Origin of the sequence: Yoonia sp. (assembly GCF_030731595.1) — a bacterium.
Lineage (GTDB): Bacteria > Pseudomonadota > Alphaproteobacteria > Rhodobacterales > Rhodobacteraceae > Yoonia.
In genome coordinates this window covers 1-14,523 of the sequence record NZ_JANQTS010000107.1, presented here as the reverse complement: position 1 = coordinate 14,523, position 14,523 = coordinate 1, and the positions used below count along the sequence as shown (strand labels likewise).

Sequence of the window (14,523 nt, the reverse complement as noted above, 5' to 3'; positions counted from 1 at the left end):
TATCTCGGACACGGTCCGCAACTGTGCGGGCGACTGGTGGTGGCGGATATTGGGCTGTCCGGCGGGCAGGCCGGTACCGTTGCGGTTTTCCAGACGCCTGATGTAACGGTCGGCAAGCAACAGGGGCACAAGTATAACCATGGCCACGCTCTGATCCTTTCCGGCGGCGTGGGCAAAGGGGGGGCCGCCCGTCTTGCAGCCCGCGGCGCGTTGCGCGTCGGGGCAGGGGCTGTGACGGTTGGCTGCCCGCCCGCCGCCTTGATCGAGAATGCGGCGCAGGTGAATGCGGTAATGTTGCGCAAGATTGAAGGTGCCGATGATATGGCGGAGGCGCTGGCAGATCACCGGATCAATGCATTGTGTCTGGGGCCCGGAATGGGGACCGGGGCGCGTGAGGCGGCACTGTTGGCATCGGCGCTTGGCGGGGAAGAACCCCGCCCTGCGGTACTGGACGCGGATGCATTAACGCTTTTGGCGGGGGATGCCGCGCTTTTTGCCAAGTTACATGAGAAATGTGTTCTCACACCTCACGCGGGAGAGTTTGCGCGTCTGTTTCCCGATATCGCCGCAAAGCTGGATGCGCCCGCGACGAAAGGCCCGGCCTATTCCAAGGTCGATGCCGCGCGCGCGGCGGCAAAGCGGGCAGGGTGCGTGGTCTTGTTCAAAGGGCCTGATACCGTGATTGCTGCACCTGACGGGCGGTGCAGTATCAATGCCTCTGTCTATGAGCGCGCCGCACCGTGGTTGGCCACCGCAGGATCGGGGGATGTGCTGGCGGGGTTTATCACCGGTCTGCTCGCGCGCGGGTTTGCACCGATGCAGGCGGCGGAAACCGGGGCTTGGCTCCATACCGAATGTGCCTTGTCGTTCGGGCCGGGCCTGATTGCAGAAGACTTGCCCGAGGAACTGCCCAAAGTCTTTCGTGCCATGGAGCTACAAGGCGATTTTTCCTCTCGCATCCCCCGCTGACCTTTGCTAGACAGCGCGCAACTCGGGGCAGGCCCAAAAACCTGCCCCTTTTGATCATGCGGGTGTGGCGAAATTGGTAGACGCACCAGATTTAGGTTCTGGCGCCGCAAGGCGTGGGGGTTCAAGTCCCTCCACCCGCACCAAGTTTGAAAAAGAAGGACAGCACATGCAGGTCACCGAGACCCTGAACGAAGGCCTCAAGCGCGGCTACGCGATCACCGTTACGGCGGCTGAACTTGATGCAAAGGTTGAAGAAAAGCTGAAAGAAGCGCAGCCCAGCATTGAAATGAAGGGCTTTCGCAAGGGCAAAGTCCCGATGGCGCTGTTGCGCAAGCAGCATGGGCAACGTCTGATTGGCGAAAGCATGCAGGAAGCCATTGATGGCGCGCTGAGCGCGCATCTTGAGACGACGGGCGACCGCCCTGCGGCCCAGCCCCAGATGAAGATGACAAACGAAGACTGGAAAGAGGGCGACGACGTAATGGTCGATGTGTCCTATGAAAAGCTTCCCGAAATCGAAGCGGTCGATTTCAGCAAAATCAAGCTGGAGCGTCTGGTCGTCAAAGCCGATGCTGATTCTGTGAAAGAGGCGCTGGACAATCTGGCCGAGAGCCCGCAGGCCGTGACCTATGAAACCAAGAAAACCCAAGCCAAAGACGGCGATCAGGTTGTTCTGGACTTTGTCGGCAAGATCGATGGCGAGCCTTTTGATGGCGGTGCTGCTGAAGATTACCCGCTTGTGCTGGGCTCCAACTCTTTTATCCCCGGTTTCGAAGATGGCCTGCTGAAGGTCAAAGCCGGTGACGAAAAAGATGTCGAAGTGACATTCCCAGAGAACTATCAGGCGGCGAACCTTGCTGGCAAAGTGGCTGTCTTCTCTTGCACGATCAAGGAAGTGAAAGCCCCAAAGAAGCCAAAGATCGATGACGAGCTGGCCAAGAAATTCGGCGCTGAAGATCTCGAGGCCCTCAAGGCGCAGATTTCCGAGCGGCTGGAAGCCGAGTACACCGGTGCGTCACGCGCGATTGCAAAGCGTGGTTTGCTGGATGCGCTGGACAAGAAGGTCAAGTTTGATCTGCCGGCATCCTTGGTTGAAGCGGAAGCGAACCAGATTGCCCACCAGTTGTGGCACGAAGAGAACCCTGATGTGCACGGTCACGATCACCCCGAGATCACGCCGACAGCAGAACATATCTCTTTGGCGGAGCGTCGGGTAAAGCTGGGTCTTTTGTTGGCTGACATCGGGCAGAAGGCCGAAGTGAAAGTCACGGATCAGGAAATGACCCAGGCGATCATGAACCAGGCCCGCCAGTACCCGGGCCAAGAGCGTCAGTTCTTTGAGTTTGTGCAGCAGAACGCCCAGTTCCGCCAGCAGTTGCAGGCCCCATTGTTTGAGGACAAAGTTGTCGATCACATCTTTGCTTTGGCTGCGGTCAAGGACAAAGAGGTCAGCAAAGAGGACCTCGAGAAGGCGATCGAGAAGCTTGAGGAAGAATAACCTCCTCACCGCTATCTATATGAAAAAGGCGCCTTTAAGGGCGCCTTTTTTTGTTGTCGTGCAAGCTGGACACAAAAACGACTTCACGTTGCCCTAAAATGCACTTTCTTCACGTTTTTGTTATCGCCATGGGTGAGGTGTATCAACGAGGAAAAAGACCATGCTTCGACGTTTTGCTTTTGCCGCCTGTGCAGTTTTCGGCTTTTCATCAGCGGCGATCGCTTGCCCTGATTTCAATCTGGCGCCGCAAGAATCCTATCAGGCTACTGGTAAGCAGCTCTATTCTGCGCGGACCTTCGATGTGGTCGCGGGTGGAAACAACTACATTTGGAATTGCCCCAATGTCCGCCCCGGCACGGACACGGGTGCGGGTTATTTTCCCTCTGCACCTGATTTCTCTTTCCAGCTCTCTGGCATGAGTCCCTATCAACTGGTCGTTCGTGTCGTGAGCGAATGTGATGCGGCGCTATTGATCAATACCGCTTCGGCCAACTGGTATTACGATGATGATGACAACGGGAACCTTGATCCGCGCATTGTGCTCACCCGCCCTGCTGATGGCCGTGTCGATATCTGGATCGGCACATATGATGGCGATTTCTGTAATGCGCGGTTGGAAATGGAGACCTTTGATCGGTAGCTGAAAGGTGCTGTGGTCGGATTGCCGTCCCTGTTTCGCCCGCTAGCTCTGATGCATGACAGATTTTCCACAGATCGCGCTTTCGGTACGCCAACCCTGGGCTTGGGCGATTATCGCGGGCCACAAGAAGATCGAGAACCGTTCTGCCGGATCAATTCGCGCAGGGCGGATGGAGTGTCGCCGGATCGCTATCCATGCGGCGACGGGCCTGAAAAAAGATGAATTTGACTGGGGCGTTTGGCGTCTTCAGCAACACGGTGTTGCCTGTCCGCGACCCGATGCGCTGGTGCGGGGTGCGATCATCGGGGCTGTCGACGTCGTCGGGATAGTCTCAGAAAGCGATAGTCCCTGGTTCGGGGGCCAGATGGGGTTGGTCTTGGAGAATGCCGTCGCTTGCGATCCCGTGCCCTGTGTTGGCGCCTTGGGCTATTTCGCGTGGGAGCCGGCAGCGGCCTTTGCACCGGTCAAGCCCTGGATGACCCGATGGGGCGGTGGGGTGACCACGCTTTTTGGGGACCTGGAACCGGTGTGGCGCGATGCGCCAAAGAAGCCTTTTGGTTCAGGTAAGTGATTGCCCGCTGAAGGATACTTTGCCGGACGAAAGGGGAAGTTTGCGGCCCGATGCATTTTGCAGGGCCGCAAGGCCTTGGATCGGCGGTCGGTGTTACATCAACGAGGTCAGGTTGATACCGACGGTCAGTGCGCCAACAGGCTGGCCTGTTTGTTGATCCACGACGGTCATGGAAACTTGCCCTTGCACCTCTTGCGTTGATGCGTCGAGTTCCACGTCGCCAAAATGCACAGCCATCGCGCCCAGAGGGTAGGTTTCGGTGAACTTTGCCTCATCCCCTTGCCAGTAATCCGATGTCGGCGCGGAGGCGGCGACGTTCAGTCCGCGAGCGTCCATGACAAAAGCCTCTGTGATGGCGCCACCGGATTGCGCAACTTGCGTTCTCAGAAAATCTGCCGCCGGATTTGTGATGACCCCGGCGATGATTTCTGCGTCAAGAATACCCTCGAAGGCCCGCCACAAGGTATCCATTTCGTCGATCTTGGCCTGATCGTATTGGGCTGTTTGTGCGTTCTGGGCGATGATGGCCTGAACGATGATGGGATCATTTGCCCAGTTTGCAATATTGGTTTCGAGGAAAGAATGCATCGCATCCTGAACTTCGTCAGCCTGCATTTGTGTCGTGCTTGCCAACAAGGCGGCAAGGTAAAATCCGAGGTGTTTCATTTGTGATCCTTTGCTTTGTTCGCGGAGGCGATCAGTTTCGACTGCGGAACACTCTGGCGCAGCTGCGCTAAGAAAGGATGAACACGCGCCTAAAACAGGATCTTGCGTCGCATAGGTACAAAAAAGGCCGCTCCAGAAGGAGCGGCCTGATGTTTTGGTGAAGGGCGCGAAGACTAGTCTTCGTCCTTGGCAGCACTTGGTGCCGCATAGTCGTCATCGTCAGACGCCGCACCACCGATATCGTCAAAGAGTTCCTGAATTTCGAATTCAGCAGCTGCTTCTTCTTCGGCGGCCAGTTCGGCAATCGACTTGCCTGCTTCTTGCAGTTCCGCTTCTTCAGCCGAACGTGCGACGTTCAGTGTGATTGTTGCAGAAACTTCGGGGTGCAGGTTAACCGAGACATCGTGCAGGCCCAGTTCCTTGATCGCGCCAAGCAGGACAACCTGCTTTTTGTCGACGGAGAAACCGGCTTCTGTTGCTGCTTCGGCGGCATCACGTGTTGTGACCGAGCCATAAAGCGAACCACCGTCAGAGGCAGAGCGGATCACGATAAACTTCTGACCGTCCAATTTAGCAGCCATTGCTTCGGCTTCTTTCTTGGACTCCAGATTGCGTGCTTCCATCTGTGCTTTTTCAGCTTCGAAACGGGCAAGGTTTGCCGCGTTTACGCGCAGTGCTTTGCCTTGGGGCAGAAGGTAGTTGCGTGCATAGCCTTCTTTGACCGACACGACTTCGCCCATCTGGCCCAGCTTGGCGACGCGCTCAAGTAGAATGATTTCCATGATGCGGTCCTTACTTTACAGCGTATGGCAGCAGGGCAAGGAACCGGGCGCGCTTGATCGCACGGGCGAGCGCACGCTGGTTCTTTGCACCAACAGCGGTGATACGGGCGGGAACGATCTTGCCGCGCTCAGAGATGTAGCGCTGCAAAAGGCGGGTGTCTTTATAGTCGATCTTTGGGGCGCCTTCGCCATCAAATGGATCGGACTTGCGACGGCGGAAAAATGGTTTGGTTGCCATGATTGTCTATCCTTTATCTGATCAACGACGTTCGCGTGGGGCACGATCTGAGCGATCGCCACGATCGCCACGATCCGGCCGATCACCGCGATCCGGGCGGTCACCACGGTCACCGCGCTCTTCACGCTTTTGCATCTGTACGGAAGGGCCTTCTTCGTGTGCATCGACCTTGATGGTCAGCACGCGCATGACGTCTTCGTGCAGGCGCATCAGGCGTTCCATTTCCTGAATGGCAGGCGCAGGTGCATCAGTGCGCAGAAGGGCATAGTGACCCTTGCGGTTCTTGTTGATCTTGTAGGCCATCGTCTTGACGCCCCAGTATTCGTTTTCCAGCAGCTTGCCACCGTTGTCGGCAAGGACGGACCCGAAATGTTCAATGAGGCCTTCAGCTTGCGTGTTGGACAAGTCCTGACGCGCAATCATGACATGCTCGTATAGCGGCATGCTTACTCCAGTTCATTTATCGGCGCATTTCAAAGGACGGGCGGTTCACCTTCTGCGTCCCATCCACGAGAGTCTGCGCAGTTCATACATTTTGCAGAAGGATGGGGCCTTATACAGGCCGTTTGGGGTGATGCAAGCCTTGGATTCACAAGAAAGGGAGTCCTTTTGGCAACAATCGCATTTTTCCCAGTCGTGCCGCGCCGTTGCCCCTTTCTTGCCAAGTTTACTGCGCACTATGCTTTCAAGAAAAGAGGTACGGAGAGGGCATATGACAGACATTCACGCATCCCCAGCAGCGTTCAGCCAGAAGGTTTCGCGCAATTCAGGCTTCGCGGTCGAAGACGCTTTTTGGGGTTACAAGATACGTTCCGGTCAAACTGTTCCGTTGAGCGTGTTGCTTGGGCAGGCGCTTTCGTTTTTCTTTGGTGTGTGCTTTCTGACCGCCTGTATCGGTATTCTGGTTCTGCCAACACTGTTTTTTGACGGTGGTCTTGGTGTCGTCCGGCTTGGCGCGGTGGTCCTTTTGGGCGCGGCTGCGGCCTACCTTTTGTGGTTCGCCAGTCGTGGGACACTCGCCGAGGTTCACGTGGATACCAGCACCGGCGAAATCCAAGAGGTCATTTGCAACCGCGCGGGCAAGCCGACCGCGGTCGGATTTTATGATTTCAAGGAAATCAGTGGTGTGTTTCTGGTTTCAAACTCAGAGACCGGACTGTGGGAGCTTTTGATGCGCCATAGTCCTTCTTTGCCTCCTATTTTGGTCGCTGAAGGAACCGAAGCGCAACTCATTCCGTTGCGGGATCGGCTGGCGCGGGATCTTCTTGATCTGCCAAAGTCGCGGAGCGAGAAAGCAGCCTGATTGGTTGCAGTGTTTTGCAGGCCCGTAGTTTTGAACAGGCCATGTTCACTTTTGTAGAATTGTCCAAACACGAGACGCGCTGTTTACAAAAAGCGTACACACCCCTTGTTTGGAGACTACCATGAAGACGCTTTTCGCTACGGCCGCTCTTGCTGCCGCAACACTGACAACACCCGCTTTCGCAACCTCCGAGACTTATGTTCTGGATGCCAGCCACAGCCAGATCGTGTTTTCCTACGATCACCTGGGCTATTCCACGACATATGGCATGTTCTCGGGCTTTGAAGGCGAGATTGCCTTTAACCAGGTTGATCCTGCTGCATCATCCGTCAACGTCTCTTTCCCCGTTCGCAGCATGCTGACCGGCTGGGAAGGCCGTTTCGAGCATTTCATGAGCGCGGATTTCTTTGATGCTGCTGACGATGAAATGGTCACTTTTGTTTCGACCGGCATCGAAGTCACTGGCGAGAATACAGCCCTGATCACAGGTGATCTGACCCTGAACGGGATCACAAAGGCTGTGGTGCTGGATGCAACGCTCAACCAGACAGGCAACCACCCGATGGCGGAAAAGCCTTGGGCCGGGTTCGATGCCACGACAACGCTGCTGCGTTCTGATTTCGAAGTAGGTGCTTTTGCGCCATTCATCAGTGACGAGGTCAATGTGATGATCTCGATCGAGGCCATGAAAGCTGACTAGGCTTTCGCCACTGGGCATGAATTGAAAGGCCGCGCCCCGTATCGGGCGCGGCCTCTCTTTTTATTCGGTGCCGCGTGTCGCGGTCAGGGTGATGCTGACGGCGACGCCGAAGCCCAGATTGCTTTCGTCGCTCATGTTGTTGCCGATCTGGAAGTCGCGTCTGTCTATGCTCACGGCGCCGGACATTTGGGCGGTGTCACCGTCGAGGGCCAGCGAGAAGGGCAGTTGCAGCGGCATGGTGATATCTTTGATCGTGAGAGTACCATCGGCCAGATAGCCCTCTTCGGCCTTGCTGATGCCTGCCGTGAAGGTCGCGGTCGGGAAGGCTTCGGCGTCAAAAAAATTGGTGCCAAGCGCGTCATCCGTGACAGATCCGAGCCGCAGTGAACCGATAGCGATTGTTGTTGTCACATCGCCCATCTGGCCCGTTGCTTCAGGATCAAAGGTGATGGCTGAAGTCCAATCCTCGAAGACGCCGGCGACGGGGCTGCCCAGTTGCGTTACAGTCAGTGCGATCTCGCCTTCGGTCACTGTCCAATCCGATGCAACAGCGGCAAGGCTGGCCTGTGCGGCTTCGGCCTTTGGTGTGTACATGCCTGCTGTTGCACCTGCGATAGTGACGAGTGCGTAAACAAGGATAGCAGAGACCGGGGCGGTCAACGTGCCTTTATGCCTGCCCATATCGGGAGCGTCATGATTGCCGAACCACATGCGCCGCAAGGTTTGGTCTTTGTCGATAAAGTGATGCTTCAGCGCGCCTGCGATATGCAGCAGGATGGATGCCACCATGATCTTGCTCCAGACCCAGTGCAGGCCTGCAAAGAGTTTGGCTATCCCTTCATCCTTTGGCACCAGCGGCAGGTCTTGGCTGATCGGCAGCCAGATTGGCGCAAAGCCTGCTGTGGCGGCATGGTGGATCCAGCCCGTGAGCGGGACCGCCACGAGGGAGATATAAAGGAGCCAATGGACGAGGCCTGCCAGAAAACTCTCTGCCTTGCGTTCGGGGTGCAGGCTGCCCGGCTTGGGTTGTGTCAGCGCCCAGACGATACGTGCCAAAGCCACAGCAAAGACGATCACGCCCAGCGTCTTGTGGAACGAGAAAAGCTGCGCCTTGAACGCCAGTTGTTCGTTGGTTTCATAGGGCAAGCGGTTTGCGATCACCCCAAGGGGGATGATCGTGATGATCAAGAGGGCCGTCAGCCAGTGAAAGGTTTTGGTGACGGTGCCATAGGTTGTGGCGGCCATGATTTACTCCAGAATGTTTCATCAGGATCTAGCATTTCAAGGCCGTAAGGCACAGCGCAGGCATTGTGCGTTTGTGCATGCGGGCGTGTGCGCGAGATGTCAGGTGCGCGATTGCTTGTGCGATGCGACCGGGCAGGGTAAGCCTCGGGCAACAAAAACGAAACGAAGGGGGCGTTCGATGCGCGCGTTTGTATTTCCGGGCCAAGGGGCGCAGGCGATTGGGATGGGCAAGGCGCTTGCCGATGCCTATCCGGCTGCGAAAGCTGTCTATGATGAAGTCGATGAGGCCTTGTCCGAGAACCTGTCCGGTTTGATCTGGGAAGGCGAGATCGAGACGCTGACCCTGACGGCCAATGCCCAGCCTGCGTTGATGGCGACTTCTATGGCTGTAATGAAAGCGCTGGAAGCTGAAGGTGTCACGATTTCAGCGGCGTCTTTCGTGGCGGGTCATTCCTTGGGAGAATATTCCGCTTTGGCCGCTGCGGGGGCCTTCAGCATCGCGGATGCGGCCCGTCTTTTGCGCGCCCGCGGCAATGCGATGCAGGATGCGGTTCCTGTGGGTGTGGGTGCGATGGCGGCTGTTCTGGGCCTTGATCTGGCCGCTGTGCAAGCGGTCGCGGCAGAGGCCGCGCAAGGCGAGGTCTGCGAGGCGGCCAACGACAACGATCCCGCACAGGTCGTGGTCTCCGGCCATAAAGCTGCCGTGGAACGCGCGGTAGAGATTGCCAAGGCGCAGGGTGCCAAGCGCGCATTGTTGCTGCCTGTCAGCGCGCCGTTTCATTGCAGCCTGATGGCACCGGCAGCTGACGCGATGGCGGGGGCTTTGGCGGATGTGCAGATCAACACGCCCGCGGTGCCTGTTGTTGCCAACGTCCTGGCGCAGGCGGTCAGCGATCCTGCGATGATCCGGTCCTTGCTGGTGGCGCAGATCACCGGCTCTGTGCGCTGGCGTGAAAGCGTCATGTATATGGCCGCGCAGGGTGTGACGGATGTCTATGAGATCGGAGCGGGCAAGGCATTGTCCGGTATGGTGAAGCGGATTGATCGTGACCTGACAGCGACTGCGGTCAGCGGTCCTGAAGATGTGGTTGCGATGGCTGCCGCGCTGAATGAATAAAGAATAAAGAAAGGCCTTTAAATGTTTGATCTTACAGGAAAGAATGCCTTGGTGACTGGTGCCTCCGGCGGGATCGGGGGTGCGATTGCCAAAGCACTTTATGACGCTGGTGCGACGGTTGCCCTATCGGGAACGCGCGTAGAGCCGCTGCAAGAGCTTGCCGCATCTTTGGGCGATCGCGCGCATGTCTTGCCGTGCAATCTGAGTGATGCAGAGGCCGTCAATGCGCTTCCCAAACAAGCGGCGGACCTGATGGGATCGGTTGATATTCTGGTCAACAACGCGGGCATCACCCGCGACAATCTGTTCATGCGGATGTCGGACGAGGAATGGTCTTCTGTGCTTGAGGTCAACCTGACCTCGACCATGCGCCTGTGCAAAGGTGTGATCCGTGGCATGATGAAGGCCCGCTGGGGCCGGATCGTGAATATCTCGTCCGTTGTCGGTGCCACAGGGAATCCGGGGCAGGCCAATTATGCGGCGTCAAAGGCAGGTATGGTCGGCATGTCCAAGTCGATTGCCTATGAGGTGGCCAGCCGTGGTATCACGGTGAACTGCGTGGCCCCCGGATTCATCACGACCGCGATGACGGATAAGCTGACGGATGATCAGAAGGCGGCGATCCTGACCAATGTGCCTGCCGCGCGCATGGGTGAGGCAGAGGAGATTGCTGCTGCTGTGCTTTATCTGGCGAGCGCCGAGGCGGCTTATGTCACCGGATCGACCTTGCATGTGAATGGCGGTATGGCCATGATCTAGGTTCTGATGGCCTTGAGCGGTGGAAAGCGTTTGCGTCAACGAATTTCTCTGCTATAGGCCACGCAGATTTGCTTATTTGCGCATGTGACGTTGCGTCAAACGTTGTGTTAAGCAGATAAGGATCGTGCCGCGACAACGGCACATAGAATGGCCCAGTGCCAAAGAAACACAGGGCTCAGGCCCAGAAAACGTAAGGATTTGATATGAGCGACGTTGCAGACCGCGTACGCAAGATTGTTGTAGAGCATCTTGGTGTTGAAGAAGACAAAGTGACGGAAGCTGCGTCCTTTATTGATGATTTGGGTGCGGACAGCCTCGACACCGTCGAGCTGGTTATGGCTTTCGAAGAAGAGTTCGGCATCGAGATCCCTGATGATGCAGCTGAAACGATCCAGACTTTCGGCGATGCGGTAAAGTTCATCGGCGCTGCTCAGTAAGCGCTTGAGACATTTTTGTGAGCGGCGTCCTTTGGGGCGCCGTTTGCATTTGCGGTAGTGCTTTTTGGTTTTGGCTGGCGCGGCACATGCTGTTCCGGAACGACTTTGCGGTCGGTCCGTTTCAGGACTTTGCCTGCATCGCTGCGATTGATGGTGAAATCTGGCTCATTTGGCGGTCGAGCCGTCATGCCGCCCTTGCCCCACATATGCACGCTAGGGTAACACGGTTGTCAAATACGCCAATAGGTGAGGGCAGAATATGCGTCGAGTAGTTGTGACAGGTTTGGGGTTGGTCACACCCCTTGCAGATGGTGTGGAAAATACGTGGGAGCGTCTTCTGGCCGGGCAGTCCGGTGCGGGGAAGATCACGGGCTTTGATGCCAGCCGCCTGACGACACAATACGCCTGTCAGGTTCCCTTGGGCGACGGCACTGATGGCACCTTTAACCCAGACAGCTATATGGACCCAAAAGAGCAGCGTAAGGTGGATACCTTTATCCTGTTCGGGATGGCGGCTGCGCAGCAGGCCGTTGAAGATTCGGGATGGGCCCCCGAGGATCGTGAATCGCTCGAGCGGACCGGTGTTTTGATCGGTTCGGGCATCGGTGGTTTGAATTCCATCGCGAATACGGCGGTGATGATGGCCGAAAAAGGCCCGCGCCGTGTGTCGCCTTTCTTTGTGCCGGGTGCTTTGATCAACCTGATTTCCGGGCAGGTGTCCATTCGCTACGGATTCCGTGGTCCGAACCATTCGGTTGTCACCGCCTGCTCCACCGGAGCACATGCGATCGGCGATGCGTCGCGTCTGATCCAGCATGGTGATGCGGATGTCATGATCGCCGGCGGTGCGGAAGCCGCGATCTGTGAGCTTGGGATAGCCGGCTTTAATGCCTGTAAGGCCCTGAGCACGCAGCATAATGATGATCCGACAAAGGCCAGCCGTCCTTGGGATAAGGACCGTGACGGGTTTGTCATGGGCGAGGGTGCGGGCATTGTCGTGCTGGAAGAATACGAACATGCAAAGGCCCGTGGTGCCAAGATCTACGCAGAGGTCCTGGGCTATGGTTTGAGTGGCGATGCCTATCACATCACAGCGCCGCCACCCGATCACGAAGGGGCCGAGCGCGCGATGCGTGCGGCCTGCCGTAACGCGGGGATTGATCCGAGCCAGATCAACTATGTGAACGCCCACGGGACATCCACCATGGCCGACACGATCGAATTGGGTGCTGTGGAGCGTTTGGTGGGTGATGCGGCGTCTTCGCTCAAGATGTCATCGACGAAGTCCGCGACCGGTCACCTTTTGGGGGCCGCTGGCGCGATCGAGGCGATCTTCTCGATCCTCGCGATCCGTGATCAGGTCGCTCCGCCGACGATCAACCTTGATAATCCAGATGTGGAAACGGTTGTTGATCTTTGCGCCAAGGAAAAGCGCCCTTGCAAGATTGATATCGCATTGTCGAATTCCTTTGGCTTTGGCGGCACCAATGCCAGCGTCATCTTTGGGAAAGTCGACTAATGTGGCGTCATATCGCTGCGAATGCGCTGACCTTTCTGACTGTTGCGCTTTTCCTGCTGGTTGGCGTTGTGGCGTGGGGCACGCGGGAATATAGCGGCGAAGGCCCGTTGGAAGCGGCGATATGCCTTGATGTGCCCCGTGGTGGCAGCATCAAGGGGATCAGCGCTGATCTGGTGGAAAAGGGCGCGATTTCATCGGCCTTTATCTTTGAGATTGGTGCCGACTACACCGAAAAATCTGGGGATGTGAAATTTGGCCGGTTCCGTGTGCCGGAAAGGGCCTCGATGGAAGAGATCGTTGATATTGTCACAAGGGGTGGCCGCAATACCTGCGGGGCCGAGGTGATCTATCGTGTGGGTATCAATCGCACGATTGTTGATGTCCGCGAGCTTGATCCGGACTCGAACACTTTCGTTGAATTGGCGAGCTTTGAAGCGGGAGAACTTGAAGTACCGCCCGCCTATACCGAAGCCCGTGCTGACGGCGGCGCCACGTACCGCATTGTCGTGGCCGAGGGTGCGACCAGCTGGCAGATCGCCAATGCACTGTCCCAGATTGATATTTTGCGTGCAGATGTGACGGATGTGCCGCCGGAAGGCTCTCTGGCGCCGCGGGATTATGATATTCGCGAAGGGGATACTGTGTCTTCCGTGCTGACCCGCATGAGCGAGACGCAGGCCCGTATCCTGACGGAAGCATGGGAGAACCGTGCCGATGGTCTGCCCCTGGCTTCGGCGGAGGAAGCATTGATTTTGGCGAGTATCATTGAAAAGGAAACCAGCGTGCCGGACGAGCGCAGGCAGGTATCGAGCGTTTTTGTGAACCGCTTGAACCGCGGGATGCGGTTGCAGACCGACCCTACGGTGATTTATGGCATCACCCGTGGCGAGGGCGTTTTGGGTCGTGGTTTGCGCCAGAGCGAATTGCGCGGCGAGACCCCTTGGAACACCTATGTGATCCCCGGCTTGCCGCCAACACCGATTGCGAACCCCGGCCAGGCCGCGATTGAAGCGGCACTGAACCCTGATACCACAGAGTATATTTTCTTTGTGGCCGATGGCACCGGGGGCCATGCTTTTGCGACCAATCTGGATGATCACAACCGCAATGTAGCGGTCTGGCGCCAGATCGAGGCGCAGCGTGAGAGCGACGGGTAACCGGCTGTTTTCGTTAATGAAAGGTGAAGGGGACGTGCGCACTCCCGTCACGTGTCGTTGACTTTGACCCCTGTCTAGCGTAGTTTACACAGGCTAGATGACGTGATTTGAGTGTGCTTGATGACCGCCCCTCGACTGTAACGGAAGTTTCCTTACAGGCTTGAAATACCATGAATAATGAAGACGAAATGCTGCACGATCCCGTGCAGTCTGCGGCTGCGCGGCTCATCGAGATCGCGGCGCTGACGGAAGATATCCGGCTGACTTTGACCGAGATGCGCAAGGCTTTGCGTGATCCAGGCGGTCCGAAGCCCAAAGACCTTTTGACAAAACTGAATGAGTTACATGCGGCGCACCTGAAGGTGTTGGCTGCTGAGGAGGCTTTCAATGCCAAAACCGGAAGAACCGCAGATGATGACGCCCCTGACCTTGACGCCATCAGGGCTGACATCGGGCGCCAACTTGATCGCATCCGCGCAAGCCTTGGCGCAGCGGGCCTTTCTGGATGAATTGAGCCCTGCGCAAATGGCGGCGTTGCCTTACCTGTTCGAGTTCTGGGCGCTGCCGCATCAACTCCCTCCCAAGGGTGATTGGCGCACATGGGTGATCTTGGGTGGGCGCGGCGCGGGCAAGACCCGTGCGGGTGCCGAATGGGTAAGGCGGATGGTCGAAGGCCCGTTGCCACATGCCGCAGGCCGCGCAAGGCGCGTGGCGATTGTTGCCGAAACGATGGATCAGGCCCGCGAGGTGATGGTCTTTGGCGAGAGCGGGATCATGTCGGTTTGTCCCCCTGATCGCCGCCCGATATGGGTGGCGGGCCGCCGGATGCTGGAATGGCCCAACGGTGCCATCGCGCAGTTGTTTTCAGCCCATGATCCCGAAAGCCTGCGCGGGCCGCAGTTTGATGCGATCTGGGCCGATG

At 57.2% G+C, this 14,523-nt stretch carries 18 protein-coding genes and 1 tRNA gene; 14 read left to right on the top strand and 5 right to left on the bottom strand.

Going from position 1 to position 14,523, the window contains the following annotated elements; translation table 11 throughout:
• The 5 genes from NWQ23_RS13500 to NWQ23_RS13480 all read left to right on the top strand — a co-directional run.
• Positions 1 to 969: NAD(P)H-hydrate dehydratase (locus tag NWQ23_RS13500; RefSeq protein ID WP_306166903.1), on the top strand; the 969-nt coding region annotated here is incomplete at its 5' end.
• A gap of 58 nt (positions 970 to 1,027) precedes the next feature.
• Positions 1,028 to 1,112 (top strand) — tRNA-Leu (locus NWQ23_RS13495).
• Between the two features lie 23 nt (positions 1,113 to 1,135).
• Positions 1,136 to 2,467, top strand: a complete 1,332-nt coding sequence (gene tig, locus NWQ23_RS13490) for a trigger factor (RefSeq protein WP_306166902.1) — start codon at positions 1,136 to 1,138, stop codon at positions 2,465 to 2,467.
• A gap of 160 nt (positions 2,468 to 2,627) precedes the next feature.
• Positions 2,628 to 3,107 carry a hypothetical protein gene (locus NWQ23_RS13485; RefSeq protein WP_306166901.1) on the top strand — a complete coding sequence of 160 codons (480 nt, stop codon included), beginning with the start codon at positions 2,628 to 2,630 and terminating at the stop codon, positions 3,105 to 3,107.
• A 55-nt stretch (positions 3,108 to 3,162) separates the two neighbouring features.
• A complete protein-coding gene (locus NWQ23_RS13480) occupies positions 3,163 to 3,678 on the top strand; it encodes a hypothetical protein (protein ID WP_306166899.1) in 516 nt (171 codons plus the stop codon).
• Between the two features lie 93 nt (positions 3,679 to 3,771).
• Here the strand turns inward: NWQ23_RS13480 and NWQ23_RS13475 are convergent, their stop codons facing one another.
• The 4 genes from NWQ23_RS13475 to rpsF form a co-directional block, all read right to left on the bottom strand.
• Entirely contained in the window at positions 3,772 to 4,344 is a 573-nt protein-coding gene (locus NWQ23_RS13475) for a hypothetical protein (RefSeq protein WP_306166898.1), read from the bottom strand.
• Between the two features lie 173 nt (positions 4,345 to 4,517).
• On the bottom strand, positions 4,518 to 5,126 hold the full coding sequence (gene rplI / locus NWQ23_RS13470; protein ID WP_306166897.1) for a 50S ribosomal protein L9: 609 nt from the start codon (positions 5,124 to 5,126) through the stop codon (positions 4,518 to 4,520).
• 10 nt (positions 5,127 to 5,136) lie between these two features.
• On the bottom strand, positions 5,137 to 5,364 hold the full coding sequence (gene rpsR, locus NWQ23_RS13465; protein WP_306166896.1) for a 30S ribosomal protein S18: 228 nt from the start codon (positions 5,362 to 5,364) through the stop codon (positions 5,137 to 5,139).
• Between the two features lie 21 nt (positions 5,365 to 5,385).
• Positions 5,386 to 5,808 (bottom strand): 30S ribosomal protein S6, encoded by a 423-nt coding sequence (gene rpsF, locus NWQ23_RS13460; RefSeq protein ID WP_306166895.1) that lies wholly within the window; start codon positions 5,806 to 5,808, stop codon positions 5,386 to 5,388.
• 268 nt (positions 5,809 to 6,076) lie between these two features.
• Here rpsF and NWQ23_RS13455 point away from each other — a divergent pair, with 268 nt between their 5' ends.
• Both NWQ23_RS13455 and NWQ23_RS13450 read left to right on the top strand, forming a co-directional pair.
• Positions 6,077 to 6,667, top strand: a complete 591-nt coding sequence (locus tag NWQ23_RS13455; protein ID WP_306166894.1) for a hypothetical protein — start codon at positions 6,077 to 6,079, stop codon at positions 6,665 to 6,667.
• A 121-nt stretch (positions 6,668 to 6,788) separates the two neighbouring features.
• Positions 6,789 to 7,367: a YceI family protein gene (locus NWQ23_RS13450; protein WP_306166893.1), complete on the top strand. Its 579-nt coding sequence runs from the start codon at positions 6,789 to 6,791 to the stop codon at positions 7,365 to 7,367.
• Between the two features lie 60 nt (positions 7,368 to 7,427).
• Here NWQ23_RS13450 and NWQ23_RS13445 read toward each other — a convergent pair whose 3' ends face one another.
• The gene (locus tag NWQ23_RS13445) at positions 7,428 to 8,612 is read right to left on the bottom strand and encodes a cytochrome b/b6 domain-containing protein (RefSeq protein WP_306166892.1); all 1,185 of its coding nucleotides are present in this window, start codon (positions 8,610 to 8,612) and stop codon (positions 7,428 to 7,430) included.
• Positions 8,613 to 8,790: 178 nt separating this feature from the next.
• On the opposite strand from NWQ23_RS13445, the gene fabD reads away from it, so the two are divergent.
• From fabD to NWQ23_RS13410, 7 genes are all read left to right on the top strand, one after another.
• Positions 8,791 to 9,729, top strand: a complete 939-nt coding sequence (gene fabD / locus NWQ23_RS13440; protein ID WP_306166891.1) for an ACP S-malonyltransferase — start codon at positions 8,791 to 8,793, stop codon at positions 9,727 to 9,729.
• Positions 9,730 to 9,750: 21 nt separating this feature from the next.
• A complete protein-coding gene (gene fabG, locus NWQ23_RS13435) occupies positions 9,751 to 10,488 on the top strand; it encodes a 3-oxoacyl-[acyl-carrier-protein] reductase (RefSeq protein ID WP_306166890.1) in 738 nt (245 codons plus the stop codon).
• Positions 10,489 to 10,691: 203 nt separating this feature from the next.
• Complete coding sequence (locus tag NWQ23_RS13430; RefSeq protein ID WP_306166888.1) at positions 10,692 to 10,925, top strand: acyl carrier protein; 234 nt, start codon at positions 10,692 to 10,694, stop codon at positions 10,923 to 10,925.
• Positions 10,926 to 11,184: 259 nt separating this feature from the next.
• On the top strand, positions 11,185 to 12,444 hold the full coding sequence (gene fabF / locus NWQ23_RS13425; protein WP_306166887.1) for a beta-ketoacyl-ACP synthase II: 1,260 nt from the start codon (positions 11,185 to 11,187) through the stop codon (positions 12,442 to 12,444).
• A complete protein-coding gene (mltG, locus tag NWQ23_RS13420) occupies positions 12,444 to 13,601 on the top strand; it encodes an endolytic transglycosylase MltG (RefSeq protein WP_306166886.1) in 1,158 nt (385 codons plus the stop codon). Before fabF ends, mltG begins: the two co-directional genes overlap by 1 nt.
• A gap of 170 nt (positions 13,602 to 13,771) precedes the next feature.
• Positions 13,772 to 14,110, top strand: a complete 339-nt coding sequence (locus NWQ23_RS13415; RefSeq protein ID WP_306166885.1) for a hypothetical protein — start codon at positions 13,772 to 13,774, stop codon at positions 14,108 to 14,110.
• On the top strand, positions 14,016 to 14,523 hold a 508-nt coding region (locus NWQ23_RS13410; protein ID WP_372340135.1), incomplete at its 3' end, for a terminase large subunit domain-containing protein. The genes NWQ23_RS13415 and NWQ23_RS13410, both read left to right, overlap by 95 nt.